This is a genomic window from Streptomyces bambusae (assembly GCF_019400985.1).
GTDB classification, from domain to species: domain Bacteria; phylum Actinomycetota; class Actinomycetes; order Streptomycetales; family Streptomycetaceae; genus Streptomyces; species Streptomyces bambusae_A.
The window spans coordinates 1-24,837 of the sequence record NZ_WTFF01000086.1; the positions used below are offsets into that span (position 1 = coordinate 1).

General features: G+C 72.0%; 22 protein-coding genes and 2 pseudogenes. 17 read left to right on the forward strand and 7 right to left on the reverse strand.

Annotated features, from left to right (window positions below; all coding sequences use genetic code 11):
- The 9 genes and pseudogenes from GPJ59_RS14480 to GPJ59_RS14520 form a co-directional block, all read left to right on the forward strand.
- Positions 1-461, forward strand: a pseudogene (locus GPJ59_RS14480) (hypothetical protein); the annotation flags it as partial.
- Between the two features lie 114 nt (positions 462-575).
- Positions 576-1,316, forward strand: coding sequence for a YcnI family copper-binding membrane protein (locus tag GPJ59_RS14485; RefSeq protein ID WP_219667524.1), 741 nt, complete (start codon positions 576-578; stop codon positions 1,314-1,316).
- A gap of 106 nt (positions 1,317-1,422) precedes the next feature.
- Positions 1,423-2,073, forward strand: a complete 651-nt coding sequence (locus tag GPJ59_RS14490) for an SCO family protein (protein ID WP_219667525.1) — start codon at positions 1,423-1,425, stop codon at positions 2,071-2,073.
- On the forward strand, positions 2,070-2,603 hold the full coding sequence (locus GPJ59_RS14495; RefSeq protein ID WP_219667526.1) for a copper chaperone PCu(A)C: 534 nt from the start codon (positions 2,070-2,072) through the stop codon (positions 2,601-2,603). Before GPJ59_RS14490 ends, GPJ59_RS14495 begins: the two co-directional genes overlap by 4 nt.
- 22 nt (positions 2,604-2,625) lie before the next feature.
- Positions 2,626-4,644 carry a copper resistance CopC/CopD family protein gene (locus GPJ59_RS14500; protein ID WP_219667527.1) on the forward strand — a complete coding sequence of 673 codons (2,019 nt, stop codon included), beginning with the start codon at positions 2,626-2,628 and terminating at the stop codon, positions 4,642-4,644.
- A complete protein-coding gene (efeB, locus tag GPJ59_RS14505; RefSeq protein WP_258024384.1) occupies positions 4,641-5,927 on the forward strand; it encodes an iron uptake transporter deferrochelatase/peroxidase subunit in 1,287 nt (428 codons plus the stop codon). Before GPJ59_RS14500 ends, efeB begins: the two co-directional genes overlap by 4 nt.
- Positions 5,928-5,969: 42 nt before the next feature.
- Entirely contained in the window at positions 5,970-6,905 is a 936-nt protein-coding gene (pheA, locus tag GPJ59_RS14510; protein WP_219667529.1) for a prephenate dehydratase, read from the forward strand.
- A gap of 515 nt (positions 6,906-7,420) precedes the next feature.
- On the forward strand, positions 7,421-8,698 hold the full coding sequence (gene serS, locus GPJ59_RS14515; protein WP_219667530.1) for a serine--tRNA ligase: 1,278 nt from the start codon (positions 7,421-7,423) through the stop codon (positions 8,696-8,698).
- The gene (locus GPJ59_RS14520; protein WP_219667531.1) at positions 8,695-9,507 is read left to right on the forward strand and encodes an HAD family hydrolase; all 813 of its coding nucleotides are present in this window, start codon (positions 8,695-8,697) and stop codon (positions 9,505-9,507) included. Before serS ends, GPJ59_RS14520 begins: the two co-directional genes overlap by 4 nt.
- Before the next feature lie 134 nt (positions 9,508-9,641).
- On the opposite strand, the gene GPJ59_RS14525 is transcribed toward GPJ59_RS14520, so the two are convergent.
- Positions 9,642-10,175 carry a hypothetical protein gene (locus GPJ59_RS14525; protein WP_258024381.1) on the reverse strand — a complete coding sequence of 178 codons (534 nt, stop codon included), beginning with the start codon at positions 10,173-10,175 and terminating at the stop codon, positions 9,642-9,644.
- Between the two features lie 163 nt (positions 10,176-10,338).
- On the opposite strand from GPJ59_RS14525, the gene GPJ59_RS14530 reads away from it, so the two are divergent.
- Together GPJ59_RS14530 and GPJ59_RS14535 are read left to right on the forward strand one after the other, a co-directional pair.
- Entirely contained in the window at positions 10,339-11,337 is a 999-nt protein-coding gene (locus GPJ59_RS14530) for a sensor histidine kinase (protein WP_219667532.1), read from the forward strand.
- Positions 11,338-11,347: 10 nt separating this feature from the next.
- On the forward strand, positions 11,348-11,995 hold the full coding sequence (locus GPJ59_RS14535; protein WP_219667533.1) for a response regulator: 648 nt from the start codon (positions 11,348-11,350) through the stop codon (positions 11,993-11,995).
- Positions 11,996-12,014: 19 nt separating this feature from the next.
- Here GPJ59_RS14535 and GPJ59_RS14540 read toward each other — a convergent pair whose 3' ends face one another.
- The 5 genes from GPJ59_RS14540 to GPJ59_RS14560 all read right to left on the reverse strand — a co-directional run bounded on the left by GPJ59_RS14540 (position 12,015) and on the right by GPJ59_RS14560 (position 16,281).
- Positions 12,015-12,695: a rhomboid-like protein gene (locus GPJ59_RS14540; protein WP_258024382.1), complete on the reverse strand. Its 681-nt coding sequence runs from the start codon at positions 12,693-12,695 to the stop codon at positions 12,015-12,017.
- Between the two features lie 82 nt (positions 12,696-12,777).
- Positions 12,778-13,497 carry an ABC transporter permease gene (locus tag GPJ59_RS14545; protein WP_219667534.1) on the reverse strand — a complete coding sequence of 240 codons (720 nt, stop codon included), beginning with the start codon at positions 13,495-13,497 and terminating at the stop codon, positions 12,778-12,780.
- A gap of 15 nt (positions 13,498-13,512) precedes the next feature.
- Positions 13,513-14,424 (reverse strand): ABC transporter ATP-binding protein, encoded by a 912-nt coding sequence (locus GPJ59_RS14550; protein ID WP_219667535.1) that lies wholly within the window; start codon positions 14,422-14,424, stop codon positions 13,513-13,515.
- On the reverse strand, positions 14,421-15,308 hold the full coding sequence (locus tag GPJ59_RS14555; protein ID WP_219667536.1) for an ABC transporter permease subunit: 888 nt from the start codon (positions 15,306-15,308) through the stop codon (positions 14,421-14,423). Before GPJ59_RS14555 ends, GPJ59_RS14550 begins: the two co-directional genes overlap by 4 nt.
- Entirely contained in the window at positions 15,298-16,281 is a 984-nt protein-coding gene (locus GPJ59_RS14560; RefSeq protein WP_219667537.1) for an ABC transporter ATP-binding protein, read from the reverse strand. The genes GPJ59_RS14555 and GPJ59_RS14560 overlap by 11 nt, the downstream gene beginning before the upstream one ends.
- A 224-nt stretch (positions 16,282-16,505) precedes the next feature.
- On the opposite strand from GPJ59_RS14560, the gene GPJ59_RS14565 reads away from it, so the two are divergent.
- The 3 genes from GPJ59_RS14565 to GPJ59_RS14575 all read left to right on the forward strand — a co-directional run bounded on the left by GPJ59_RS14565 (position 16,506) and on the right by GPJ59_RS14575 (position 20,136).
- Positions 16,506-17,333: a M24 family metallopeptidase gene (locus tag GPJ59_RS14565; protein WP_219667538.1), complete on the forward strand. Its 828-nt coding sequence runs from the start codon at positions 16,506-16,508 to the stop codon at positions 17,331-17,333.
- A complete protein-coding gene (locus tag GPJ59_RS14570) occupies positions 17,330-19,102 on the forward strand; it encodes an SDR family oxidoreductase (protein WP_219667539.1) in 1,773 nt (590 codons plus the stop codon). Before GPJ59_RS14565 ends, GPJ59_RS14570 begins: the two co-directional genes overlap by 4 nt.
- A gap of 86 nt (positions 19,103-19,188) precedes the next feature.
- On the forward strand, positions 19,189-20,136 hold the full coding sequence (locus GPJ59_RS14575) for a MerR family transcriptional regulator (RefSeq protein WP_219667540.1): 948 nt from the start codon (positions 19,189-19,191) through the stop codon (positions 20,134-20,136).
- An 80-nt stretch (positions 20,137-20,216) separates the two neighbouring features.
- Here the strand turns inward: GPJ59_RS14575 and GPJ59_RS14580 are convergent, their stop codons facing one another.
- Positions 20,217-20,969 (reverse strand): aquaporin, encoded by a 753-nt coding sequence (locus GPJ59_RS14580; protein ID WP_308120299.1) that lies wholly within the window; start codon positions 20,967-20,969, stop codon positions 20,217-20,219.
- 121 nt (positions 20,970-21,090) lie between these two features.
- On the opposite strand from GPJ59_RS14580, the gene GPJ59_RS14585 reads away from it, so the two are divergent.
- From GPJ59_RS14585 to GPJ59_RS14595, 3 genes and pseudogenes are all read left to right on the forward strand, one after another.
- A complete protein-coding gene (locus tag GPJ59_RS14585) occupies positions 21,091-21,630 on the forward strand; it encodes an RNA 2'-phosphotransferase (RefSeq protein ID WP_219667541.1) in 540 nt (179 codons plus the stop codon).
- 112 nt (positions 21,631-21,742) lie between these two features.
- The gene (locus GPJ59_RS14590) at positions 21,743-23,689 is read left to right on the forward strand and encodes an HSP90 family protein (RefSeq protein ID WP_219667542.1); all 1,947 of its coding nucleotides are present in this window, start codon (positions 21,743-21,745) and stop codon (positions 23,687-23,689) included.
- Positions 23,686-24,837: pseudogene (locus GPJ59_RS14595) on the forward strand (tetratricopeptide repeat protein); the annotation flags it as partial. The gene GPJ59_RS14590 and the pseudogene GPJ59_RS14595, both read left to right, overlap by 4 nt.

Genomic DNA, 24,837 nt, shown 5'->3' on the forward strand with positions numbered 1-24,837 from the left:
ACTCCGTACCGCTCAGCGCGGCGGACGCCCGGCGGATCCTCGAAGCCGCAGGCCTGGACCCGACTGCGCTCGCCGAGCGGGCCGCGCACGGCGCCCACGCGCACGCCGCGCAGGCCGTGGAGGGCGTGACGCAGCCGGCCACCGGCCTGTTCAGCCTGCCGATGCTGCTCGGGCACCTGCTGGCCGCGCTCGCCGGGGGCTGGCTCCTCGGCCGCGGCGACGCGGCGCTCTTCCGGCTGCTGGAGCTCTCCCGGCGCTCCGCCGAGGCCGCCTCGGTCGGCGCCCTGCGGACCGCGCTGGCCCTCGTACGCGCCCTCACCGCCGGGCTTCCCGGCGCCCCCGCCCGGGCCCCTCGGCCCCGGCGGGACCACGGTGACCGTGCCGCGTCGACCGGCCGTACGGCACTCCAGCACACGGTGATCAGGCGCGGACCGCCCACGGCGTTCGCCCTCGCAGCCTGACGCGGCACCCTCCCCTCCCCGGGACGACGACACGGGAGCACCGGTGCCGCGAACTCCGCGCGCGCCCGCGTGCGGAGCCGACCGTCACCACATCCTCCGTGGAGTGTTTCTGTCATGAAGACCTCTCGCGTCTCCATCGCCGCCGCCCTGGCCGCCGGCACCGTCCTGGCCCTGTCCGGCACCGCCTTCGCGCACGTCAGCGTGCAGCCCGGCGAGGCCACCAAGGGCGGCTACGCGACGATCAACTTCAAGGTCCCCAACGAGCGCGACAACGCCTCGACCGTGAAGCTGGAGGTCAGCTTCCCCACCGACAAGCCCCTCACCTCCGTGATGCCGCAGGACGTTCCCGGCTGGACGGTGAGCGTCGAGAAGGGCAAGCTCGACAAGCCGCTGACCGTGCACGGCAAGCAGATCAACGAGGCCGTCACCAAGGTGACCTGGAGCGGCGGCAAGATCGAGCCCGGCAAGTTCCAGCAGTTCCCGCTCTCCGTGGGCAAGCTGCCCGAGGACGCCGACACCATGGTCTTCAAGGCGATCCAGACGTACGACAACGACGAGGTCGTCCGCTGGATCGAGGAGCCCAAGGAGGGCGCCGCCGAGCCGCAGAACCCCGCCCCCGTGCTGAAGCTGACCGCCGCCAAGGGCGACGGCCACCACGGCGGCGGTACGAAGAACGACGGCACGAAGAACGACGGGGCGAAGAACGCCGACAAGGACGCCGACGGCAAGGGCCACCACGACGAGGCCGCCGGGCACGGCTCGGACACCACGGCGCGGGCCCTCGGCATCGCCGGGATCGTCGTCGGACTGGGCGGGGTCGCCTTCGGCGTCGCCTCGCGCCGCCGCACCTCCTGACCCGACGCGCGCGGACGGCTGCGGAGTCCCGCGGACCGGAGCGCAGCGCCACAGACCACCCGTAACCACCTCACCCGTACCCACCCGATCCCAGGGACATCTCTCCATGCGCACCACACGTGTGACGGTCGCCGCCCTCGCGGCGGCGGCCGCGCTCACGCTCACCGCCTGCGGCGGCGAGCCCGCCACGAGCAACTCGGTCGCGGAGGTGAACGCGCCGAAGAAGACCAAGGCCGCCACCGTCCTCGACCGCCCCTTCGACAAGCCGGAGCTCACGCTCACGGACACCACCGGCAAGCCGTGGAACCTGCGCGAGCAGACCAAGGGCCGGCCGACGCTCATCTACTTCGGCTACACCAACTGCCCCGACGTGTGCCCGCTGACCATGAGCAACATCGCGGTCGCCAAGAAGGCGCTGCCCAAGGCCGACCAGGACAACCTCCAGGTCGTCTTCGTCACCACCGACCCCGAACGGGACACTCCCGACTCCCTCGGCAAGTGGCTCAAGGCCCAGGACCCGGACTTCGTCGGGCTCACCGGGGACTTCGCCACCATCCAGGCCGGCGCCCGCAGCCTCGGCATCGGTATCGAGGCCGCCAAGAAGGAGGCCGACGGCAGCGTCGTCTCCATGCACGGCGCCCAGGTCATCGCCTTCTCGCCCAAGACCGACGAGGGCTACGTCCTCTACGGCGAGAACACCAGCGTCGATGACTACACCAAGGACCTGCCGAAGATCGTCAAGGGGGAGAACCCGTGAACCGCCGCACCACCCGCATCCTCGCCGCCGCCCTCTCCCTGACGGCCGCGCTCGCCATAACAGGCTGCTCGTCGGACTCCTCCGACTCCTCTGGCTCGGCGGGCCCGGCGGGCTCGGCAGGCTCGGCGGGCTCGGCGGGCACCGACTCGGCCAAGCCGAAGATCACCGTCAGCGGCGGCTTCATGCCCCAGCCGGTCAACGACAAGATGGCCGGCGGCTTCATGGTCATCAAGAACGACTCGGCGAGCGCCGACAAACTCGTCGGCGTCACCAGCACGCTCTCCGACGACGTCCAGATCCACGAGACCAAGAACCAGAAGATGCAGCAGGTCCCGTCCATGGACGTGCCCGCCAACGGGGAGCTGAAGCTGGAGCGCGGCGGCAACCACGTGATGTTCATGGGCCTCAAGAGCCAGCCGAAGGTCGGCGAGAAGGTCACCGTCGAGCTGCGCTTCGAGAAGGCCGACCCCGTCAAGGTCGAGCTCGACGTGAAGGAACGGACCCACAACCCGCAGAACGATTCCCACTGACGGACCGAGGGACTGACACGCCATGACGGCCACCGCCCCCGCCTCCTCCACGGCCCGCACGACCCCGGCAGCCCTGCTGCCGCGCCTCGTGCTGGTCCTCGCAGCCCTGCTGGCCACCCTGTTCGCCGCGGCCGCACCGGCCACGGCGCACGCCGCGCTGACCGCGAGCGACCCCAAGGAAGGGGCGGTGGTCGCCACGGCACCCGCCCAGGTCTCCCTCTCCTTCTCCGAGCAGGTCGCCATGGGCGACGACTCCATCCGCGTCATGGACCCGCAGGGCCGGCGCGTGGACACCGGTGAACTGCGCGACATGTGCAGCGGATCCACCGTCCGCTACGGCACCGCCCTGCACTCGGGACTGCCGAACGGCACCTACACCGTCGCCTGGCAGGCCGTCTCCGCCGACAGCCACCCCATCTCCGGCGCCTTCACCTTCTCCATCGGCGCCCCCTCCGCCACCAGCGTCACCCTCCCGGACCGGGAGGCCGGCGGCGGTCCGGTCGGCACCGCCTACGGGATCGCGCGCTACGCCGCCTACGCGGGCTTCTCCGTGCTCGTCGGCGGCTGCGCCTTCATCCTGCTGTGCTGGCACCGAGGCGCCGCCGAACGCCCCGTGCAGAAGCTCGTCCTGCGGGCCTGGGCCACCCTCACCGCCGCCACCCTCGCCATGCTGGTGCTGCGCAACCCCTACACGGGTTCAGGGGAGTTCGCCGACGCCTTCGACCTCGCCGGACTCAAGGCCGTACTGGAGACCAAGACCGGCGCCTCCCTGGTGTCCCGGCTGCTCCTGCTCGGAGCCAGTGCCCTCTTCCTCGCCGTCCTCTTCGGCGCATACGCCCGCCGTCACAAGAGCCGCGGCGGGAACACAGAGGAGGCCGCGGCGAAGACGGAGGACGCTGCGGGGGAGCAGGCCGCGGCGAAGGCGGGGGAGGCCGCCGCCGTGGCCGGGGACACCGCCGACCTGACCTTCGGCCTCGCCGTCGGGGGGACGGTCGTCGCCGGCGGCATCGCGGCCACCTGGGCGCTGTCCGAGCACGCCTCCACCGGCATCCAGCCGGGCATCGCCATGCCCGCCGACATCCTCCACCTGCTGGCCGTCGCCGCGTGGCTCGGCGGCCTCACCACCCTTCTCGTGGCCCTGCGCACCGTGCCCGGCATCGAGCGCGCCGCCGTCCGGCGGTTCTCCCGGGTCGCCTTCACCGCCGTCCTCGTCCTGACCGTCACCGGGCTGTACCAGTCCTGGCGCCAGGTCGGCAGCTGGTCCGCGCTCACGGGCACCGAGTACGGCCGCCTGCTCCTGCTCAAGGTCGGCCTCGTCCTGGTCCTGGTCGCCGTCGCGTCCCTGTCCCGCCGCTGGACCGCGCGCCTCGCCGACTCCCCTGCCACTGGCGATGTTTCACGTGAAACGGTGGAGGAGACCGAGCAGGACGCCGCGGCCGAAGAGCCCGTCACCGTGCCGGCCGATCCCCGGCGCGCCGCCCAGCTCGCCCGCCAGCAGGCGGCACGCACCAACGCCCTGGCTCGCAAGCGGCGTGAGGCCGATCCCGGCCGCGCCGGCCTGCGTCGCTCGGTCCTCGCCGAGACAGCGGTCGCCGTCGTCCTGCTGGCCGTCACCACGGCTCTGACCAGTACGGAGCCCGGCCGGGCGGCCGAGCAGGAGGCGGGCCGCAGCAGCGCGGGCAGCACCGCCGTACCGGACCGCGCCGTCAAGATCACCCTTCCCTTCGACACGGGCGGTCAGAACGGGAAGGGCGCCGTCCGTCTCGAACTCGACCCCGGCCGCGTCGGCGCCAACACCCTGCACGTGTGGGTGGACACCCCCGACGGCACCCCGCTCGACGCCCCTGAGGTGAAGGTCGCCTTCACCCTGCCCGCGAAGGACATCGGCCCCCTTCCCGTCGTCCCGGACCGGGCCGCACCCGGACACTGGACGGCGAGCGGCGTCCAGCTTCCCCTCCCCGGGGAGTGGCGCATCGACGTCACCGTCCGCACGTCGGACATCGACCAGACAACCGTCCAGAAGAACGTGAAGATCGGCTGACCAGCGTGACCGAGAGCAACCCCGACATCGAGATCTCCCGCCGCCGCCTGCTGGGCACGGTCGGTGCCGCAGGCGCCGCCGGCCTCGCCCTCGGCGCCACGGGCGGCGTCCTCGTGCAATCCGCCGTCGGCGACGACCCCACCGCCGGCGGGAGCGGGGCGTCCGGCGCCCCGGCCTCCCTCGGCGCCGCCCAGGTGGCCTTCCACGGCGACCACCAGGCCGGCATCACCACGGCGCTCCAGGCCAAGGGGCACGTCCTCGCCTTCGACCTCGCCCCCGGGGCCGGCCGTCGGGAGGCGGCCGCGCTGATGCGCCGCTGGTCGGACACCGCCCGGCGGCTCATGGCCGGCGAGACGGCGCCCACCGCCGACTCCGGCATCGCCCTGGACGCCGGCCCCTGCGCCCTGACCGTCACCTTCGGCTTCGGGCACTCCTTCTTCGACCGCACCGGCCTCACCGCCCGCCGGCCGGCCGCCCTCGACCCCCTGCCCGAGTTCTCCGCGGACCAGATCGACCCACGGCGCAGCAACGGCGACCTGTGGGTGCAGATCGGCGCCGACGACGGGCTGGTCGCCTTCCACGCGCTGCGCGCCCTGCAGAAGGACGCGGGGGACGCTGCTCGGGTGCGCTGGCAGATGAACGGCTTCAACCGCTCCCCCGGGGCCACCGCGAAGCCGATGACGGCCCGCAACCTGATGGGCCAGGTCGACGGGACCGGCAACCCCAAGCAGACGGACCCCGACTTCGCCAAGCGGATCTTCGTGCCCGACGCCGGCCCCGGACCCGCCGAGCACGCCTGGATGGCCGGCGGCTCCTACGCCGTCGTCCGGCGCATCCGGATGCTCCTGGACGACTGGGACAAGCAGCCCCTCGACAAGCAGGAGCAGGTGATCGGCCGCCGCAAGGCCGACGGCGCGCCCCTGACCGGCGGCACCGAGACCACCCCGCTCGACCTGGACAGGGTCGGTTCCGACGGCAAGGTGGTGATCCCGTCCAACGCGCACGCGCGGATCTCCGCCCCCGCACAGAACGGCGGGGCCGCCATGCTCCGGCGGCCCTTCTCGTACCACGACGGGATCGGCCCGGACGGCGCCCCGGACGCCGGGCTGCTGTTCATCTGCTGGCAGGCCGATCCGCTGCGCGGGTTCGTGCCCGTCCAGCGCAAGCTCGACCGCGGGGACGCGCTGTCGGAGTTCATCCGGCACGAGGCCAGCGGCCTGTACGCCGTACCGGGTGGCCCGCAGCCCGGCGAGTACGTCGGAGCACGCTTGCTCGAAGGATGAACAACGCCACGAAGCCGGGGTTCGCGGCATTAGGCTGACCGCATGTCGGCCACTCGATTCACCTATCTCGGTCCCGAGGGCACCTTCACCGAAGCCGCCCTGCGCACTCTGCCGGAAGCCGCGACCCGGGAGCTCGTCCCGATGGTGTCGGTCCCGGCCGCACTGGACGCCGTGCGCAACGGCGAGGCGGCCGCCGCGCTGGTGCCGATCGAGAACTCGGTGGAGGGCGGGGTCACCGCGACCATCGACGAGCTGGCCTCGGGCGGGCCGCTGATGATCTACCGCGAGGTGCTGCTGCCGATCGCGTTCGCCCTGCTGGTGCGGCCCGGGACCGCGCTGTCGGACATCAAGACGGTCACCGGGCACCCCGTCGCCCAGCCCCAGGTGCGCAACTGGCTGCGGACGCATCTGCCCGACGCGGTGTGGGAGTCCGCGGCGTCCAACGCCGACGGCGCCCGCCTGGTCCAGGAGGGGCGCTTCGACGCGGCCTTCGCGGGCGAGTTCGCCGCCGCCACGTACGGGCTGGAGCCGCTGGTCAGCGACATCCACGACGCGGAGAACGCCGAGACGCGCTTCGTGCTGGTCGGCCGCCCGGCCCGGCCGGCCGCGCCGACTGGCGCCGACAAGACCTCCGTGATGATCTGGCTCGGCGACGACCACCCGGGCGCGCTGCTGGAACTGCTCCAGGAGTTCGCCGTCCGCGGGGTCAACCTGATGCTCATCCAGTCCCGGCCGACCGGTGCGGGCATCGGGAACTACTGCTTCGCCGTGGACGCCGAGGGCCACATCTCCGACCGCCGGGTCGGGGAGGCGCTGATGGGTCTGAAGCGCATCTGCCCGCAGGTCCGCTTCCTGGGGTCCTATCCGCGCGCAGGTGTCGCTCCGGGTGATGTCCGGCCTGTGCGGGCCGGGACTTCGGACAGTGACTTCACCGTCGCCTCGGACTGGCTGACACGGTGCCTGGACGGGCGGGCCTGAGGACTGCCGTCCACTGTCCACAGAGTTATCCACAGGATCGCGTGGAGACCTGTGGACTAGTCGACACTTCAGCCCGACAAGGTCGACAAATCGGCTGAGGCTCCAGGTTTCGCATGAGCGAGCGGCAGGTGAACGGCGTCACCCCTGCACCAACGATCAACTCTTTGGGGCGAGGCTTTCCCACCCGAATGAGTGTGTGGAGGGGGTTTGAACCATGAATCGGTCCGGTCCCCCACCGCTCAGGAATGATCGCCTTTCGTGTCCACAGAGACAAGCCACAGCCTGTGGATAAGGGGGTCCAGGCCCTCTATTCCTGTGGACAAGGCACTGGTCAGGATGGCCCGACCCGCCCCGCATGTACCCGTTTTCAGAGAAACGACCGCCTTTATCGGCAGCGGAGAAGGTCCGCTTCCGGCCACGTGCGAACAGCTTCGAATTCTTGGCAATTAGGACATAGCGACACGCAGCGTGATATCGGTGTGATCCGTGGAAGCCCCGACCGGTAGCCTGGAGGAGTGATTGACCTTCGGCTGCTCCGTGAAGACCCTGACCGTGTCCGCGCCTCGCAGCGCGCCCGTGGAGAGGACGTCGGCCTCGTCGACGCGCTGCTCTCCGCCGATGAGCGCCGCAGGTCGTCCGGCGCGCGCTTCGACGAGCTCCGCAACGAGCAGAAGAGCCTGGGCAAGCTCATCCCGAAGGCCGGTCCGGAGGAGCGCGCCGAGCTGCTGAGGAAGGCCGAGCAGCTCAAGGCGGACGTCAAGGCCGCCGAGGCCGCGCAGAACGAGGCCGACGAGTCGGCCCGCCAGCTGCTGCTCCAGCTGGGCAACATCGTGCACCCGGACGTCCCCGTCGGCGGCGAGGAGGACTTCGCCGTCCTGGAGACGCACGGCACGATCCGCGACTTCGCCGCCGAGGGCTTCGAGCCCAAGGACCACCTGGAGCTGGGCGAGGCGCTGGGCGCCATCGACGTCGAGCGCGGCGCCAAGGTCTCGGGTTCGCGCTTCTACTACCTGACGGGTGTCGGCGCGCTGCTCGAGCTCGCACTCGTCAACGCGGCCATCGCGCAGGCCACCGAGGCCGGCTTCATCCCCATGCTGACGCCGGCGCTGGTCCGCCCGCGCGCCATGGAGGGCACCGGCTTCCTCGGCCAGGCCGCGGAGAACGTGTACCACCTGGAGAAGGACGACTTCTACCTGGTCGGCACCTCCGAGGTCCCGCTCGCCGCGTACCACATGGACGAGATCATCGAGGCCGACAAGCTGCCGCTGCGGTACGCCGGCTTCTCCCCGTGCTTCCGCCGTGAGGCCGGCACCTACGGCAAGGACACCCGCGGCATCTTCCGCGTCCACCAGTTCGACAAGGTCGAGATGTTCTCCTACGTCGCGCCGGAGGACGCCGAGGCCGAGCACCAGCGCCTGCTGGCCTGGGAGAAGCAGTGGCTGAACTCCCTGGAGCTGCCGTTCCAGGTGATCGACGTCGCCACCGGCGACCTGGGCGCCTCCGCCTCGCGCAAGTTCGACTGCGAGGCGTGGATCCCGACCCAGGGCAAGTACCGCGAGCTGACCTCCGCCTCGAACTGTGACGGCTTCCAGGCCCGCCGCCTGTCCGTCCGGGTCCGCGAGGGCAAGAAGATCCAGCCGCTGTCGACGCTGAACGGCACCCTGTGCGCCGTTCCGCGCACCATCGTGGCGCTGCTGGAGAACCACCAGCAGGCGGACGGCTCGGTCCACGTCCCCGCGGTGCTCCGTCCGTACCTGGGCGGCCGCGAGGTGCTGGAGCCGATCACCAAGTGACCGCGGTCCCCTTCCCGTACAAGCTCGTCGCGACGGACCTCGACGGCACCCTGCTGCGGAGCGACGGCACCGTCTCCGAGCGGACGCGCGAGGCGCTCGCCGCGGCCACTGCGGCGGGCGCGGCGCACATCGTCGTCACCGGCCGCTCGGTGCCGTGGACCCGGCACATCCTGGACGACCTCGGTTACCGGGGGATAGCGGTCTGCGGGCAGGGGGCCCAGGTCTACGACGCGGGCGCCCGCAAGCTGCTCACCTCGGTGACGCTGGACCGGCAGCTGGCCGGCCTGGCACTGGCCAAGATCGAGGCCGAGGTGGGCCCGCTGGCGCTGGCGGCGAGCCGGGACGGGTTGGACGGCGCGGTGCTGTTCGGCCCGGGCTACCGGGTGCAGGAAGGCCTGCCGGCCGTCCACCTGGAGGACACCGCCGAGGTGTGGACGGCTCCGCTGAACAAGATGTACATCCAGCATCCGGAGCTGGACGACGACGCCCTGGCCAAGGTGGCGCGGGAGACCGTGGGCAGCCTGGTCGACATCGTGATGGCCGGTCCGGGCGTGGTCGAGATCCTGCCGCTCGGGCTGAGCAAGGCGACCGGGCTGTCACTGGCCGCCCGCCGGCTCAAGGTGAAGGCCGCGGACACGATCGCGTTCGGGGACATGCCCAACGACATCCCGATGTTCGGGTGGGCGGCGCACGGGGTGGCCATGGCCAACGCCCATGCCGAGCTCAAGGCAGTGGCCGACGAGGTGACGACCTCCAACGAGGAGGACGGCATCGCGGTGGTGCTGGAGCGCCTGCTCGGCGCCGCGTAGCACAGGACGTGGAAGGTCCGGGGCAGCCCGCGCCGTGAGGCGCGCTCGAAGCGGCTGCCCCGGACCTTTGTGTTGCTCCCCGCGAGATCCACTGTGCCTCCGCGGCCGACCCCGTACCAGCGAATTTCGGCGCATCAGCCGTGAATCCGGCGGCGGCGCCAATAGCCGGTGGTCACGATCGCCAGGAGCGGGCCCCACAGCAGCAGCGGGGCGTAGGAGAGGGTGAAGTACCAGTAGCCGAAGCCGTCGGTGGGGCCACCGGGGTTGGCGGCCATGATGTCGTGCCAGCTGAGGGCGCCGTCGACGGTGATCCAGGTGACGGCCAGGGCGCCGAGGGTCGCGGGGACGACGGCGACGAGCGGCGGGATCCGGCCGCCGCCGATCCGGGGGACCCAGTGCGGTACGGCCTCTCCCCAGCGCTGGACGAGGCCGAGGGTGAGCAGCCCCAGGCATTCCTGGAAGGCGCTGAGCCCGAGCAGGTGGAAGGAGAACCAGCCGGGGAAGTTCGAGTGGTGCAGGTCGGTTTCCGCCCCCCAGCCGACCGGGATGCCGACGGCTATCACCAGTCGCCATACACAGCTGGGAAGGACGGTCAGGGCCGCGGCCTTCGCGGTCAGGCGCATGCCCCGGGAGACGCCTGCGGCGGGGGCGGTGTCGAGCAGAGCCATCTCGAAGTCCTTGTTCTCACAGTGGGGTTGACGCCTTCAGCCTGGTGCGCGGGCCCGTCCGGAACCATCGGCCGATCGGCAGGCCCGCGGCGGCCGGGAGCGGCGCGCCTCTGCCGATCGGCAGATGGCCGTCCCGGTGGGGGGGGCTCGTAGGGTCGGCCGGGTGAGCCTGAAACCCCGTGAGGTGTACGCCCCGGTGCTGGCCTCGGGCGCCGTGCTGTCCCTGGTCTGCTCGGCCCTGAACGTGCCCGGTCGGTGGACACTGCCCGGGATGATCGCGCTGCTGCCGCTCATCGCGCTCGTGGCCCGGTGGTCGCCGCCACGGGCGGCGTGCGTCGCCGGCTGTCTGGGCGTCGCGGCGGCGGCTTGGTGGCCGGTGGCGCAGCTGCTCAGTGGGGGCCCATGGTCCTGGCTGGAGCTGGCGGGCGCAGCGCTGTTCTGGGTGCTGTTCGCGGCCGGGGCAGCCGGGGCCGGGCTGTATCTGCGGCGTCAGGCGGCGCTCGCCCGCCGGGTCGTGCGGGAGGCACGCAGGCAGCAGCAGCTGGAACTGGCCCGGGACCTGCACGACTTCGTGGCCCACGACGTGACCGCAATCGTGGTGCTGGCACAGGCGGCCCGGTGCGTGGCGAGCCGCGATCCGGAGCAGGTCCTGCCGCTGTTGGAGCGGATCGAGACCGCCGGTCAGAGCGCCCTGGCCTCGATGGACCGCACGGTGCACACGCTACGGATGGCGGGCGGCGGCCCGACGGCGCCGACGCCGGGCCTCGAAGCGCTGGAGGAGCTGGTCGGGCGGTTCGAGGGCGGGCTGCTGGATGTCGACGCCGAGGCGGCGGCCGCCCTGTCGCGGGAGGCGGACACCACGGCGTACCGGGTGGCGGTGGAAGCGCTGACCAACGTACGGCGGCACGCGCACGGGGCGACGCGGGTGCGGGTCGTGGTGCGCGGGGTGCCGGACGGTACGGAGCTGAGCGTGGTCAACGACGCCCCGCCGCGGGGGTCGCGCCGCGGGCCGCTGGTCCGTCGGCTGTCCGGTGGGACGGGCCTGGCCGGGCTGCGGGGGCGGGTGGAGGCGGTCGGCGGGGTGCTGAACGCCGGTCCCGGCGAGGCGGGCGGCTGGCAGGTATCGGCCGTTTTCCCGGACGCGAACCCCTCACGGACATGATCATGGCCAGGTGACCACGCGCATTCTGATCGCCGACGACCAGGACGACATCCGCAGCGGATTCCGGCTGATCCTGGATTCCCAGCCGGACATGACCGTGGTGGGGGAGGCGGCCGACGGGGAGAGCGCGCTGGCGCTGGCCCGCGAGCTGCGACCGGACGTGGTGCTTGCGGACATCAGGATGCCGCGACTGGACGGACTGGAGCTGACCCGGCTGCTGGCGGGGCAGACCCGGGTCGTGGTGGTGACGACCTTCGACCTGGACGAGTACGTCCAGACGGCGCTGGTCAACGGCGCCTGCGGGTTCCTGCTCAAGCGGTCGGGTCCGACGCTGCTCGTCGAGGGGGTCCGCGCGGCGATGCAGGGGGAGACCTTGATCAGCCCGCAGGTCACGGTGCGGCTGCTGAGCCGGCTGACCGGCCGGGCACCGAAGCCCGTTCCTGTGGATCACCCGCTGACCGAGCGGGAGGTGGAGATCGTACGGCTGGTCGCGCGGGGGCTCACCAATGCGGAGATCGGGGCGGAGCTGTTCATCAGCGCCGGCACGGCCAAGACGCACATCGCGAATGTCCAGGCAAAGCTCGGGGTGCGCAACCGGGTGGGGATCGCCGCGTGGGCGTGGGAGCACGGAGTGGCGAAGGCGGAGGACGGCTGCTGATGTTTCACGTGAAACCGCATCATGTTTCTCCCCCAGCTACCGCTGGGGGGTGCCATCCAGTGAAACGGTCACGGGGAGCGAGGTGCCGGGTCAGCGGCCAGGCGAGCAGGCCGACGGCCAGCGAGATGGCATGGCCGAGGTCGGTGAAGGTACCGCCGGTGAGCAGCGGGACACCGAAGAAGGCGACAGCGCCCGCCAGGTAGATCCAGCGCCAAGGGCCCCGGAGCCGGTAGGTGAGGACGCCGACGGAGGCGGCGAGACCGTAGCTGACGCCGATGTCGACCACGTGGACCATGCTGCGCGGGGCGCGGTGGTCCTCGATGGCCTCCAGGACCACCTTCTGGCTGATCAGGGTGGCCGTGATGTGGGCGGTCGCGACGATGAGGAGCCAGCGCAGGGTGCCCAGCCAGCGCTCGACGGTGGCGTGGAAGACCTCGAAGAGCACGGCGTACAGGGGCAGTGAGGCCGGGTTCTCGATCCAGAAGGCGCTGCCGAGCAGGGCCCGGAGGGGGTATCGGTTCAGCTCGTGGAGGTTGCTGCTGTTGCGGTGGAGCAGGACCTGCTCGACACGATCGGGTGCGATGACCACGACGAGGCTGGTGACCGCGATGATCAGCAGCCATATGTGCGTCCCGGGCGTGGAGCGTATCCAGGACCGCAGGGGCCTGGACGGCTCGGGCTCGGTGTGCTGCGCCGGCATGGTCCGATCATGGCCCGTGTGCCTGTGCCCCGCCCGGCTGGTGGGCCGGGCGGGGCACAGGTGGTGCACGGCGGCGGGGGACCTACTCCTCGCCCGCCAGGGTCAGCCGGCGCAGCCGCTGTCCGGCGTACGCGGTGGCTCCGACGGTGACGGCGACGAGCAGGACCGACGCGGTGGACAGGGCGACGGCGGAGTCGACGTATCCCTCTCCGGCGATCTTCTCGGCCAGGGTCAGGGCCCACTGCTGGACACTGAGGGTCTTGGCGCCGTCGACCAGGCTGCCGAAGAGCGACTCCCAGATCAGGGCGTAGACCAGGCCGAAGACGACGGCGTGCCGGCTGACGGTGCCCAGCAGCAGGAACAGGGCGCTGTAGGCGATGGAGGCGACGAGGGCGGCCACCGTGTAGGCGACGGCGATGTTCTGCCCGTTGCCGTTGAGGATGAAGCCGGCGAGGAACGTGGGGATCGCGGAGAACGCCATGGTGACGGCGATGGCGACGATCAGCTTGGTCATGATGATCGTGGGCCGCTTCACCGGCTTGGCGAGCAGGTAGACGATCGAGCCGTCGTCGATCTCCGGCCCGATCGCGCCCGTGCCGGCGATCACGCCGATCAGGGGGACCATCGTGGCCAGGGCGAACCCGCCGAGCAGGTCGGCGGCGACCTTGTCGTCCACGCCGGTGAGGCCGCGGACGGCGAGGGAGATGGCGATCAGCAGGGCGGGCAGCGCGAAGAGGATCAGCGCGCGGCGCCGGCCGAGCAGGGCCCGGTAGGTGAGCCGGGCGACGGTGGGGTTGTACATGGGTGCCAGCTCCTTTCAGGCCGAGACGAGGTAGGAGAAGACCGACTCGAGGGACTCGTCGGAGGGGGAGACGGTCAGCAGCCGGATGCCGTGCGCGCGGGCGACGTTGGGCAGCAGCTCGGTGAAGCGGCCGAAGTCGACGGCCTGGATGAGCAGGGCGCCCTCCTTGCGGTCGACCTCGATGCCGGCCGTGGAGGGGTCGGCGATGAGGGCCGCGGCCAGCGCCCGGTCGTCGGAGGACCGGATCAGGTACCGGTGCGGCCGGTCCGTCATCAGGCGGCGGATCTTGCGGAAGTCACCCGAGGCGGCGTGCCGGCCGGCGACGATCACCTCGATGTGGGAGGCGAGCTGCTCGACCTCCTCCAGGATGTGGGAGGAGAACAGCACGGTGCGGCCCTCGGCCCCCATGCGCCGCAGCAGGTCCATCAGCTGCATGCGCTGGCGCGGGTCCATGCCGTTGAACGGCTCGTCGAGCAGCAGCACGGAGGGGTCGTGGACGAGGGCCGAGGCCATCTTCACGCGCTGGCGCATGCCCTTGGAGTACGTCGCGATCTTGCGGTCCTGGGCGTACTCCATCTCCACGGTGGCCAGGGCCCGCTGGGCGGCCGCGTCGTCGAGTCCGTGCAGCTCGGCGTTGGCGACGACGAACTCGCGGCCGGTCAGGAAGTCGTACATGGCCTCCCGCTCGGGCACCACGCCGATCTGCCGGTAGACGGACTCGTTGCGCCAGATCGGCGCGCCGTCGAGGGTCACGGTGCCGGTCGACGGTGCGAGGAAGCCGCCCATCATGTTGATCAGGGTGGACTTGCCGGCGCCGTTGGGGCCCAGCAGTCCGGTCACTCCGGGCCCGATGCGCATGGTCACGTCGTTGACGGCAACGACGTTCCCGAACCAGCGGGACGTGTGGTCGATGTCGATGACTGTCACAGCCCGGCCTTCCGGTAGCGGGCCATCAGCGCGGCGTAGGAGCCTGCGATGAGGGCGAGGACGACCAGCAGATAGACGGCACCGACACCCGTGGAGGGGCCGTCACCGCCGGGGAAGGCGGTGGTGGCGCCGAGGAACGCGGTCTGCACGCCGTCGATCAGCGTGATCGGGGAGAACAGGCCCAGCCACTCGATGGCGCCGGTGTTGCCGGTGCCGTAGGCGACGGCCTGCACGGTGGACACCGCGCCGTACGGGATCAGCAGCAGGGCGATCACGGCGGCGACGCCGAAGCCGCGGCGCGGAGTGAGCGCGGCCATCACCAGGCCGAGGCCCGCGAAGAGGAGCGAGAGCAGCAGCACCGACACGATTCCCTGCCCGAATCCCTTGGTCTGGTCACCGACGTCGAACTTGGCCAGCAGCGAGCCGATGTACATGATCAGCAGCGGTGTCGCCGTGAGGATGAACAGCGCCGACGCCATCGCCGCGTACTTGGCGACCACGTAGTCCACGCGCTCGATGGGCCGCGAGAAGTACAGGGGCACGGTCTTGAAGCGCAGGTCCCGGGAGACCGACTGGGGCGCCTGGGAGGCGAGGTACAGGCCGATGACCACCTGGGTGGTCAGCGCGTACGTCGTGTACTTGATCGGCAGGTCGGTGGAGCCGGGGACCGCGATGGCGACCGCCACGATGATCAGCGCGGGGACGCACATCACCGCGAACAGGATCATCGGCAGGACCTTGGACTTGGCGGAGCGGCCCAGTCCGTAGGCACCGCGCAGGGACTGTGAGTACAGCGACTTGCGGGCGTAGGCCCGGCCGAGGCGGGTGCCGTCGTAGGACCGGTAGCCGATGTTGTGGATCTGGGTGGAGGACTCAGGCGCCATCGCCACCGGCTCCCTTCGCTGCGAGCTGCTGCTGGTCGTGGTCGCGGAAGACCTCCGCGATGTGGTGACGGCGCTGTTCCATGCGGACCAGGCCCAGGCCCAGCTCGGCGACGGTGTCCCGAACGATGTCGTACGTCGCCTCCCCGGTGGCCTCGACGAGCAGAATGTGGCCGGCGCCCGGCAGGCCCTGCTCCTCGCTCGCGGCGAGGCCGACGCCGGCCCGCGCGAGCGCGCGGCTCAGTGCCGCGGCGCCGTCGGGATGGAGGTCGGAGTCGGTGACCTCGACCGCGAGGGTCGTGGTGGTCTGGGTGAAGTCGCTGGTGGAGCTGGAGCGCAGCAGCTTGCCGCCGTCCACCACGACCACGTGGTCGCAGGTCCGCTCCAGCTCGCCGAGCAGGTGCGAGGTGACCAGTACCGAGATCCCGAAGTCGGTGTACACGCGGCGGATCAGGCCGAGCATCTCGTCGCGGCCGACCGGGTCGAGGCCGTTGGTCGGCTCGTCCAGCAGCACCAGCTGGGGGTCGTGGACGAGGGCCTGGGCGAGCTTGACCCGCTGCTTCATGCCGGTGGAGTAGCCGCCGATGGGGCGGTAGCGCTCCTCGTAGAGCCCGACGTGGCGCAGGGTGTCGGCCGTCCGCTCGCGGGCCGCCGAGGCCGGCAGCCCCGACATGCGCGCCATGTGGACGACGAACTCGGTGGCCGAGACGTCGGGTGGCAGGCAGTCGTGCTCGGGCATGTAGCCGACCCGCTCACGGATGGCGCTGCCATGCGTGGCGACGTCGAGTCCGAGCACGGCGGCACGGCCCTCGGTGGCGGGGGACAGTCCCAGCAGGATCTTGATCAGCGTGGACTTGCCGGCTCCGTTGGCACCCACGAGGCCGGTCACGCCGGGCCCGATGTCCAGGGAGAGCCGGTCGAGGGCGGTCACTCGGGGGTACCGCTTGCTCAGGCTTTCGGTCGCGATGACAGTCACGGCTTCGACGGTAGTGCGCGGATCCTCGCGCGGCGTCAGACCTGAAGCGACATCTTGTCTCAGCCTTCAGGCGTACGGGCCCGTACGGGAGGCTGACACGGGCGGGGTCGTACGCGGCAGTTGTCCACAGGTGTGTGCACGACCCTTGACGCGATCTCCAGTCATTGTCACATTCATTGATGTCAACATACGGGCACGTACGGCTACCGGGGCGGGTGCTGGGCATGACACGGGACGATCTGCGCGGGTTCAGGGAAGTGCAAAGGCTCGCGTACGCATGCGCGGAAGCCGTTGCGGCCCAGCTGAAGCCGGGCATCACGGAGCGCGAGGCGGCGCGCATGCAGCGGGAGTGGCTGCGTGATCAGGGCGTGCGGGACTGGTTCCACCTGCCGTTCGCCTGGTTCGGGGACCGGACGGCGTTCACGAACTTCAAGATCCCGCTCCAGTTCTTCCCGACCAACCGCAGGCTGGAGCCGGGGATGCCGTTCATCCTCGACGCCGCCCCCATATACAAGGGGTACACCGCCGACATCGGGTACTCGGGCAGCCTCGGGCTGAATCCGGTGCAGGACCGCCTGATGAGCGATCTGCGCGTGCACCGCGACCTGGTCCTGGCACAGGTGCGCGAGCGGCGGCCGCTGCGGGAGATCTACGAGGACGTCGAGCGGCTGATGACCCGGCAGGGCTATGCCAACCGGCACCGGGCCTATCCGTTCGGCGTCATCGCGCACAAGGTGGACCGGGTCGAGGAGCGGCGCTGGTCGCCGACCGCGTTCGGGTTCGGCACCCAGGCCCTCAAGGGGCTCGTCGGGGACGCGCTGCACGGGCACCGCGAGGGCTGGTCGCCGCTGTGGAGCCCGTACAAGTTCTCCGACCACCCGCCGCGGCCGGGTCTGTGGGCGGTCGAGCCGCACCTGGGCTTCCGCGGCACCGGCGCGAAGTTCGAGGAGATCCTGGTGGTCACCGACTCCAGGGATCCCGAGGAGAGCGCGTTCTGGCTGGACGACGATCTGCCGCACGTGCGGCGCTGGGCGGAGGAGAAGGCGGCATGAGCGGGACGACCCTTGCGGGAGCGCGCGAGCGCCGGGTGCGCACCGGCGGCATCGAGCTGTGCGTGGCCGAGCTCGGTGAGGCGGGCCGGCCGACGGTGGTGCTCGTGCACGGCTACCCCGACAGCAAGGAGGTGTGGTCGGAGGTCGCCGAGCGGCTGGCCGCGCACTTCCACGTCGTGCTCTACGACGTGCGCGGCCACGGCCGCTCCGGCGCGCCGGTGCCGCTGCGCGGCGGCTTCACCCTGGAGAAGCTGACCGACGACTTCCTCGCCGTCGTGGACGCCGTCAGCCCGGACCGGCCGGTCCACCTGGTCGGCCACGACTGGGGATCGGTCCAGGGCTGGGAGTTCGCCACGGTCAAGCGGACCGAGGGGCGGATCGCGTCCTTCACCTCGATGTCGGGGCCGTCCCTGGACCACTTCGGACACTGGATCAAGAAGCGGATGACGCGGCCCACCCCGCGCCGCGCAGCGCAGCTGCTCGGCCAGGGCGTCAAGTCCTGGTACGTGTACATGCTGCACACCCCGGTGCTTCCGGAGCTCGCCTGGCGCGGGCCGCTCGGCAAGCGGTGGCCGCGGATGCTGGAGCGCGTCGAGAAGGTGCCCGCCGGCAGCGGGTACCCGACCGCCTCGCTCCCCTCCGACGCGGCGCACGGCGCCTGGCTCTACCGCGACAATGTGCGCTCCCGGCTGCGCCGGCCGCGCACCGACGCGTACGCGCACGTGCCGGTGCAGCTGATCACCCCGACCGGCGACGCCTTCCTGTCCGAGCGGCTCTACGACGAACTGGAGCTGTGGGCCCCGCAGCTGCTGCGGCGCACCCTGCCCGCCAAGCACTGGATCCCGCGCACCCGGCCCGACCAGCTGGCCTCCTGGATCGGCGAGTTCGTCACCGCGCAGGAGGAGCCCGGCCCGGCGCCGGAGCGCTCCGGGGCGGGGAAGTACGCCGACCGGTTCGGCGGCCAGCTGGTCCTGGTCACCGGCGCGGCCAGCGGCATCGGCCGGGCCACGGCCTTCGCGTTCGCCGAGGCGGGCGCCCGGGTGGTGGCCGTGGACCGGGACGCCGAGGGCGCGGCGCGCACCGCCGACATGGCCCGGCTGCTCGGCGCGCCCGCGGCCTGGGGCGAGTGCGTGGACGTCAGCGACGAGCAGGCCATGGAGAAGCTCGCGGCGAGGGTCGCCGCCGAGCACGGTGTGGTCGACGTCCTGGTCAACAACGCCGGGATCGGGCTGTCGGGGTCCTTCCTCGACACCACGACGGAGGACTGGAAGAAGGTCCTGGACGTCAATCTGTGGGGCGTCATCCACGGCTGCCGGGTCTTCGGCCGGCAGATGGCCGAGCGCGGCCAGGGCGGGCACATAGTGAACACCGCCTCGGCGGCCGCCTACCTCCCGTCCAGGACGCTGCCGGCGTACAGCACCTCCAAGGCGGCGGTGCTGATGCTGTCGGAGTGCCTGCGCGCGGAGCTGGCGCCGAAGTCCATCGGGGTGTCCGCGATATGCCCCGGCATCGTGAACACCAACATCACCGCGACCGCCCGGTTCGCCGGGGTGGACGAGGCGGAGGAGAAGCGCCGGCAGCAGCGCTCCTCCCGGCTGTACGGGCTGCGCAACTTCCCGCCGGAGAAGGTGGCCGACGCGATCCTGGAGGCGGTGGTGAGGAACGAGGCGGTGGTGCCGGTGACACCGGAGTCCAAGGGAGCCCGCTGGATGTCCCGCTTCACCCCCGGGGTGCTGCGGGCCCTCGCCCGGCTGGAACCGCGGCTGTGACGACCGTACCCGCCTTCACCAGGCGGTCGTACCATCCCTCGCAGGATGGCTCGCCCGGTCGAGCCGCCATGTCGTAGGGAGTGGGAGTGTCCGATCAGGCGGTGGCCGAGTACCGGATCGAGGATCTGGCGCACCACAGCGGTGCCACGGTGCGCACGATCCGGGCGTACCAGGACCGGGGCCTGCTGCCGAGGCCGGAGCGCCGCGGCCGGTCCAACGTGTACGGGGAGACGCACCTGGCACGGCTGCGGCAGATCGCGGACCTGCTCGACCGCGGCTACACCCTGGCCTCCATCAAGGAGCTGCTGGAGGCCTGGGATGCCGGGCGCGGGCTGGGCGGCGTCCTCGGCCTGGTCGCGGAGGTGCACGGGCCGTGGACGGACGAGGAGGCGGCCCGGATATCGCGGCAGGAGCTGAACGAGCGGTTCGGCGGCACGCCGGACGACCGGGCCGTGACGGAGGCGTGCGAGCTGGGTGTGCTGGAGCGGATACCGGGCCGGGAGGACGAGTTCCTGGTGCCCTCCCCGCAGGAGCTGGCGGTGGCGGCGGAGCTGCACGCCGCCGGCGTGCCGCTGACCGCGATCACCGGGCACCTGCGGGAGCTGCGCGGGCAGGTCGAGCACATCGCCTCGCGGTTCCTGGAATTCACCACGGAGCACGTCTTCGCCCGCTACCTGGAGCACGTACCGCCGACGGACGCGGACGCGGCGGAGGCGGCGACGCTGGTGCGGCGGCTGCGGCCGCTGGCCCAGCAGACGGTGGACGCGGAGCTCGCGCGGGCGATGCAGCTGTTCGCGACCCGCCACCTCCAGCAGCACCTCGGGGCGGGCGGGGCCCCGGCGCAGACGGGGCCCGCGCCGGTTCCCCTGCCCGCGGAGACGGTGCGGGCGGTGCAGGAGCTGGTGGGCGCCGAGCACGTGGCGGCCTTCGTCCGGGCGGCGACGGAGCGCGAGCTCCAGGCCCGCACGATGAACGATCTGGCACGACGGGGCGGTGCCGGCGCCGGTCCACAGGGCGGATCGCCTGTTCGGTGACAATTCCCGGCGAATCGGCTGTGGACAAGTATCGATACCTGTGGACGGTTCAGACGGTTCAGGTCGTCAACTGACCGTCGTCAACTGACCGTCTCGTAGTCACGGCTGGCCGGGACGGTACCGATCCTGGCCATGGCCGGGCGCCGCCCGTAGAGCACGGCCGCGAGCACCAGGCCCAGCACCCCGCCGAGGATCTGGGCGGCGACGAAGCCCGGCAGGGACTGCGGCGCGATGCCGGTGAAGGAGTCGGTGAAGGCACGCCCGACGGTGCCGGCCGGGTTCGCGAAGGACCCGGACGAGGTGAACCAGATGGCGGCGGCGATGTACGCGGCGACGGCGGCCGGGACCAGCCGGGGCCGGCCGATCCGCCCCAGCCCCTGGATGACGAGGACCAGTCCGGCCGTGGCGACCACCTCGCCCACGAGCAGGTGCCCCCCGCCGCGGACCTGGGTGGCGAAGCCGCCGGGGGTCCGGCCGAACATCGCCTCGGCCAGTACGGCCCCGACGACCGCCCCCACGGTCTGCGCGGCCACGTACGCGAGGGCCTCCCGGCCGGTGAGTCCGCCGCGGTCGCCCGTGCGCCGGGCCCACCAGGCGGTGAGGGTCACCACGGGGTTGAGGTGCGCCCCGGACAGCGGCCCGAACAAGGTGATGACCAGGCCGAGCCCGATCGCGGACGCCAGCGAGTTGGCGACGAGGGCGACACCGGTGTCGGCGCTGAGGGCTGCGGCCCGGATCCCGGAGCCGATCACCACGACGAGCAGGCCGGCGGTCCCGATCAGCTCGGCGGCAGCACGGCGTGGCAGCGAGGACGAAAAGATCTTGTCCGGCACGGATTCCCCCTGGGTAGAAGTTTTGTGGAAAATATATTCCGTATAACGGAAGAAGAACAGAGGGCTCGGCGGCGGCGGAAATCAGCTGCCGAGCACGCCCACGACCGGGCAACCTGGGCTCATGGACGAACGACGCACCGTGAAGGTGTCCAAATACGTCTCGAAACACCTGCGACATCAGCCGGAACGCATCGGACTGGTGCTCGACCCGCACGGCTGGGTGGAGATCGACGACCTGCTGGCCGCGGCGGCGGCCCACCGCTTCCCGATCACCCGCGCCGAGCTCGACCACGTCGTCGCCGCCAACGACAAGCAGCGTTTCGCCGTCGACGGCACGCGCATCCGCGCCAACCAGGGCCACACCGTCCCCGTCGACCTCGGGCTGCCGGCCGCCGAGCCGCCCGCGTACCTCTACCACGGCACCGTCGCCGCCGCCCTGCACGCCATCCGCACCGAAGGACTGCGCCCCATGCGCCGCCATCACGTGCACCTCTCACCCGACCGGGAGACCGCCACGCGGGTCGGCGCCCGGCGCGGCCGGCCGGTCGTACTCAGCGTGGACGCGGGGGCGATGCACGCGGACGGATACGTCTTCCACGTCAGCGCCAACGGCGTGTGGCTGGTGGACGCCGTGCCCCCGCCGTACCTGCGGTTGCCGTAACCCGGAGGAGATTGTCGGCCCCGCCCCCTACCCTTCTCCTCGTCCAGGCATCGATGAGAGGGGAACCTCGCGATCGCCGAACCATGCACGCGAGCACGCGAGGTGACGCTCCATGACGTCCACAAGCCCGTCCCAGCCCCCGACGCCGCCGACGCCCCCGGCGCCGCCGGCCCCACCTGCCCCGCCGGCCCCACCTGCCCCGCCGACCCCGCCCGGTACGGTCAACAACTTCCAGGTCGACCTGCGCGGCCTGGTCGACCTGCTCTCCCACCACCTCTACTCCAGCCCGCGCGTCTACGTCCGCGAGCTGCTGCAGAACGCGGTCGACGCGGTCACCGCCCGGCAGGCACACGAACCCGGCGCCGCGATCCGCATCCGCCTGACCGCCGCCGACGGCGAGGTCACCATCGAGGACAGCGGCATCGGCCTGACCGCACAGGAGGCCCACTCCCTCCTGGCCACCATCGGCCGCAGCTCCAAGCGCGGCGACGGCAGCGGCGAATTCGACGCCACCGGCCTGGAGACCACCCGCCGCGAGTTCCTGGGCCAGTTCGGCATCGGCCTGCTCGCCTGCTTCGTCGTCGCCCGCCAGATCCGCGTCGTCACCCGCTCCGCCCGCGACCCGCAGGCGCCGCCGGTGGAGTGGCTGGCCACGGACGACGGCTCGTACACGGTGCGCGAGCTGCCCGCCGACGCCCGCCCCGAGCCCGGTACGACCGTGCACCTCCAGGCCCGTCCCGGCGCCGAGGAATGGCTGGCCCCCACCCGGGTCGAGCAGCTCGCCCGGGACTTCGGCAGCCTCCTGCCCTACGACATCACCTTCGACGACCGCCGCGGCGGCGAGCCGCGCCCCGTCACGGACCGGCCCGCCGTGTGGGACCGCCCCTTCCCCACCCCGGCCGCCCGCCGCGTCGCACTCGCCGGACACTGTGCGCAGCTCTTCGGCTTCACCCCGCTCGACAGCATCGACCTCGACCTGCCGCTCGCCGGCATCCGCGGCGTGGCGTACGTCCTGCCCGAGCCGACCAGCCCCGCCCACCGCGCCGGGCACCGGGTCCACCTCAAGGGCATGCTGCTCACCGACCAGGCCGACAACCTGCTGCCGGACTGGGCCTTCTTCGTCCGTGCCGTCCTGGACACCGACGCGCTGCGGCCCACCGCCTCCCGCGAGAACCTCTACGACGACGAGACCCTGGCGGCCGTCCGCGAGGCCCTCGGCAGCCGCGTACGCGCCTGGCTGACCGAGCTCGCCGCAAGCGAACCCGACCGCCTGGCCGCCTTCCTGAACGTCCACCACCTCGGCGTGAAGTCGCTGGCCCGGCACGATGCGGAGCTGCTCGGGCTGATGCTGCCGTGGCTGCCGTTCGAGACCAGCGACGGCTCGATGAGCCTGGAGGAGTTCGCGGCCGCCCACTCCGAGATCCACTTCACCCGCACCGTGGAGGAGTTCCGCCAGATCGCCCCGATCGCCGCGGCCCACGGGCTGGGCGTGGTCAACGCCGGCTACACCTACGACGCCGACCTCCTGGCCCTGCTGCCGACCGTCCGGCCGGGCCTGAAGGTCACCGAGCTGGACGCCGGAGCCGTCACCGACCGGCTCGACCCGGTCCCGACCTCGGCCGAACTAGCCCTGGCCGGCTTCCTGTCCACCGCCCGCACCCGCCTGGAGGCACAGAGCTGCGACGTGGTGCTGCGCGCCTTCCAGCCCGTATCCGTCCCGGCCCTCTACCTCGACGACCGCCAGGCCCGCCAGGAGCGGGACCGGGCCGTCGCCGAGGAGAACGCCGACTCGCTGTGGGCCGGCATCCTCGGCTCGCTGCGCGGCTCGGGCCCGCGCGCCCGCCTGGTCCTCAACCACAACAACCCGCTGGTCCGGCGGATCGCCACGCTCCCCGACCCGTCACTGGCCGGCACCGCCGTCGAATCCCTCTACGGCCAGGCGCTGCTGATGTCCCAGCGGCCCCTGCGTCCCGCCGACTCCACCCTGCTCAACCGGGCCTTCCTCGGGCTCCTGGAATGGGCGACCCACTCCACCACCGCCCAGGAGGACACCAAGTGACGGCCATGACCCCCGAGGAGATCCGGCGCGCCCTGTACGAGAACCGGCGGCTGCCGGGCGGCGCCGCCCGCAACGCCCACGCCGAGTCGCTGGCCGCGGCCGCCGAGGCCTCCGGGGACCGACGGCTGTTCCGGGAAGCGCTGAACCACCAGATCGACGCCTACGAGTACAGCGCCGAGCGGACCCGGCTGCTGGTGCCCTTCGCCCGGCTGCTCCAGGAGTACGACCGGGACCCCGGAGCCTTCTCCGAATCGGAGGCGCACTCGCTGTTCTGGCAGTTCAAGTGGGTGGCTTCGGCGATCGACAGCTCCCCCGAGCTGCCCCTGGACACCGCGCGCGGCTGGCTGGCGGACATGGAGCGGCGCTACCGGCTCGCCGGCTACGGCGAGGGCCCGGTACGCAAGGCCGAGTTGTTCCTCGCCGAGGCGGCCGGCGACGACGCGGCCGCCGAGCGGGCCATGTCCCGCTGGACCGCGGCCGAACGCGACAGCATGAGCGACTGCCGCGCCTGCGAGCACAGCGCGCAGGGCTGGTTCTGGGAGCGCCGGCAGCAGGACGACAAGGCGGTCGAGGCCTGGCAGCCGGTGCTGGCGGGCGACCTCTCCTGCGCCGAGGAGCCGCACCGCGTCCTCGCGAAGTCCCTGCTGCCCCTGGTCCGCCTGGGCCGCCTCGACGAGGCCCGGGCCCACCACCTGCGCGGCTACCGGATGGCGCGGGGCAACGAGAGCCTGCTGCGGTCGATCGGCCACCACATCGAGTTCTGCGCGCTCACCGGCAACGAGGGGCGCGGGCTGGAGATCCTCACCGAGCACGCCGGGCACCTGGGTCCGCTCGTGGACCTGGAGGCCCGGCTGTCCTTCCACGGCGGCGTCCTGGTGCTGCTGCACCGGCTCGCCGAGCTGGGCCACGGGGCCCAGCCCGCGGCGGCGTACGACAGCACCCCGCGCACGGTCGACGAGCTGTACGCGATCCTGCACGCGGACGCGGTGGAGGTCGCCGGGCGCTTCGACGCCCGCAACGGCAACACCCGGATCTCGGACCGGCTCTCGGCCCGGATCGGCCGGGCCCCGCTGCTGGAATCGCTGCCGCTGGGCGTGCGCGCCACCAGGCTGCCGCGGCCGGCGGCGGGCGGGGCACCCGTCGCGCCC

What these genes read in the sequence shown, in the direction of transcription:
- GPJ59_RS14485 (WP_219667524.1), top strand. Translation starts at nt 576, where the DNA reads ATGAAGACCTCTCGCGTCTCCATCGCCGCCGCCCTGGCCGCCGGCACC.
- GPJ59_RS14490 (WP_219667525.1), top strand. Translation starts at nt 1,423, where the DNA reads ATGCGCACCACACGTGTGACGGTCGCCGCCCTCGCGGCGGCGGCCGCG.
- GPJ59_RS14500 (WP_219667527.1), top strand. Translation starts at nt 2,626, where the DNA reads ATGACGGCCACCGCCCCCGCCTCCTCCACGGCCCGCACGACCCCGGCA.
- pheA (WP_219667529.1), top strand. Translation starts at nt 5,970, where the DNA reads ATGTCGGCCACTCGATTCACCTATCTCGGTCCCGAGGGCACCTTCACC.
- GPJ59_RS14525 (WP_258024381.1), bottom strand. Translation starts at nt 10,175, where the DNA reads ATGGCTCTGCTCGACACCGCCCCCGCCGCAGGCGTCTCCCGGGGCATG.
- GPJ59_RS14540 (WP_258024382.1), bottom strand. Translation starts at nt 12,695, where the DNA reads ATGCCGGCGCAGCACACCGAGCCCGAGCCGTCCAGGCCCCTGCGGTCC.
- GPJ59_RS14545 (WP_219667534.1), bottom strand. Translation starts at nt 13,497, where the DNA reads ATGTACAACCCCACCGTCGCCCGGCTCACCTACCGGGCCCTGCTCGGC.
- GPJ59_RS14555 (WP_219667536.1), bottom strand. Translation starts at nt 15,308, where the DNA reads ATGGCGCCTGAGTCCTCCACCCAGATCCACAACATCGGCTACCGGTCC.
- GPJ59_RS14565 (WP_219667538.1), top strand. Translation starts at nt 16,506, where the DNA reads ATGACACGGGACGATCTGCGCGGGTTCAGGGAAGTGCAAAGGCTCGCG.
- GPJ59_RS14570 (WP_219667539.1), top strand. Translation starts at nt 17,330, where the DNA reads ATGAGCGGGACGACCCTTGCGGGAGCGCGCGAGCGCCGGGTGCGCACC.
- GPJ59_RS14585 (WP_219667541.1), top strand. Translation starts at nt 21,091, where the DNA reads ATGGACGAACGACGCACCGTGAAGGTGTCCAAATACGTCTCGAAACAC.
- GPJ59_RS14590 (WP_219667542.1), top strand. Translation starts at nt 21,743, where the DNA reads ATGACGTCCACAAGCCCGTCCCAGCCCCCGACGCCGCCGACGCCCCCG.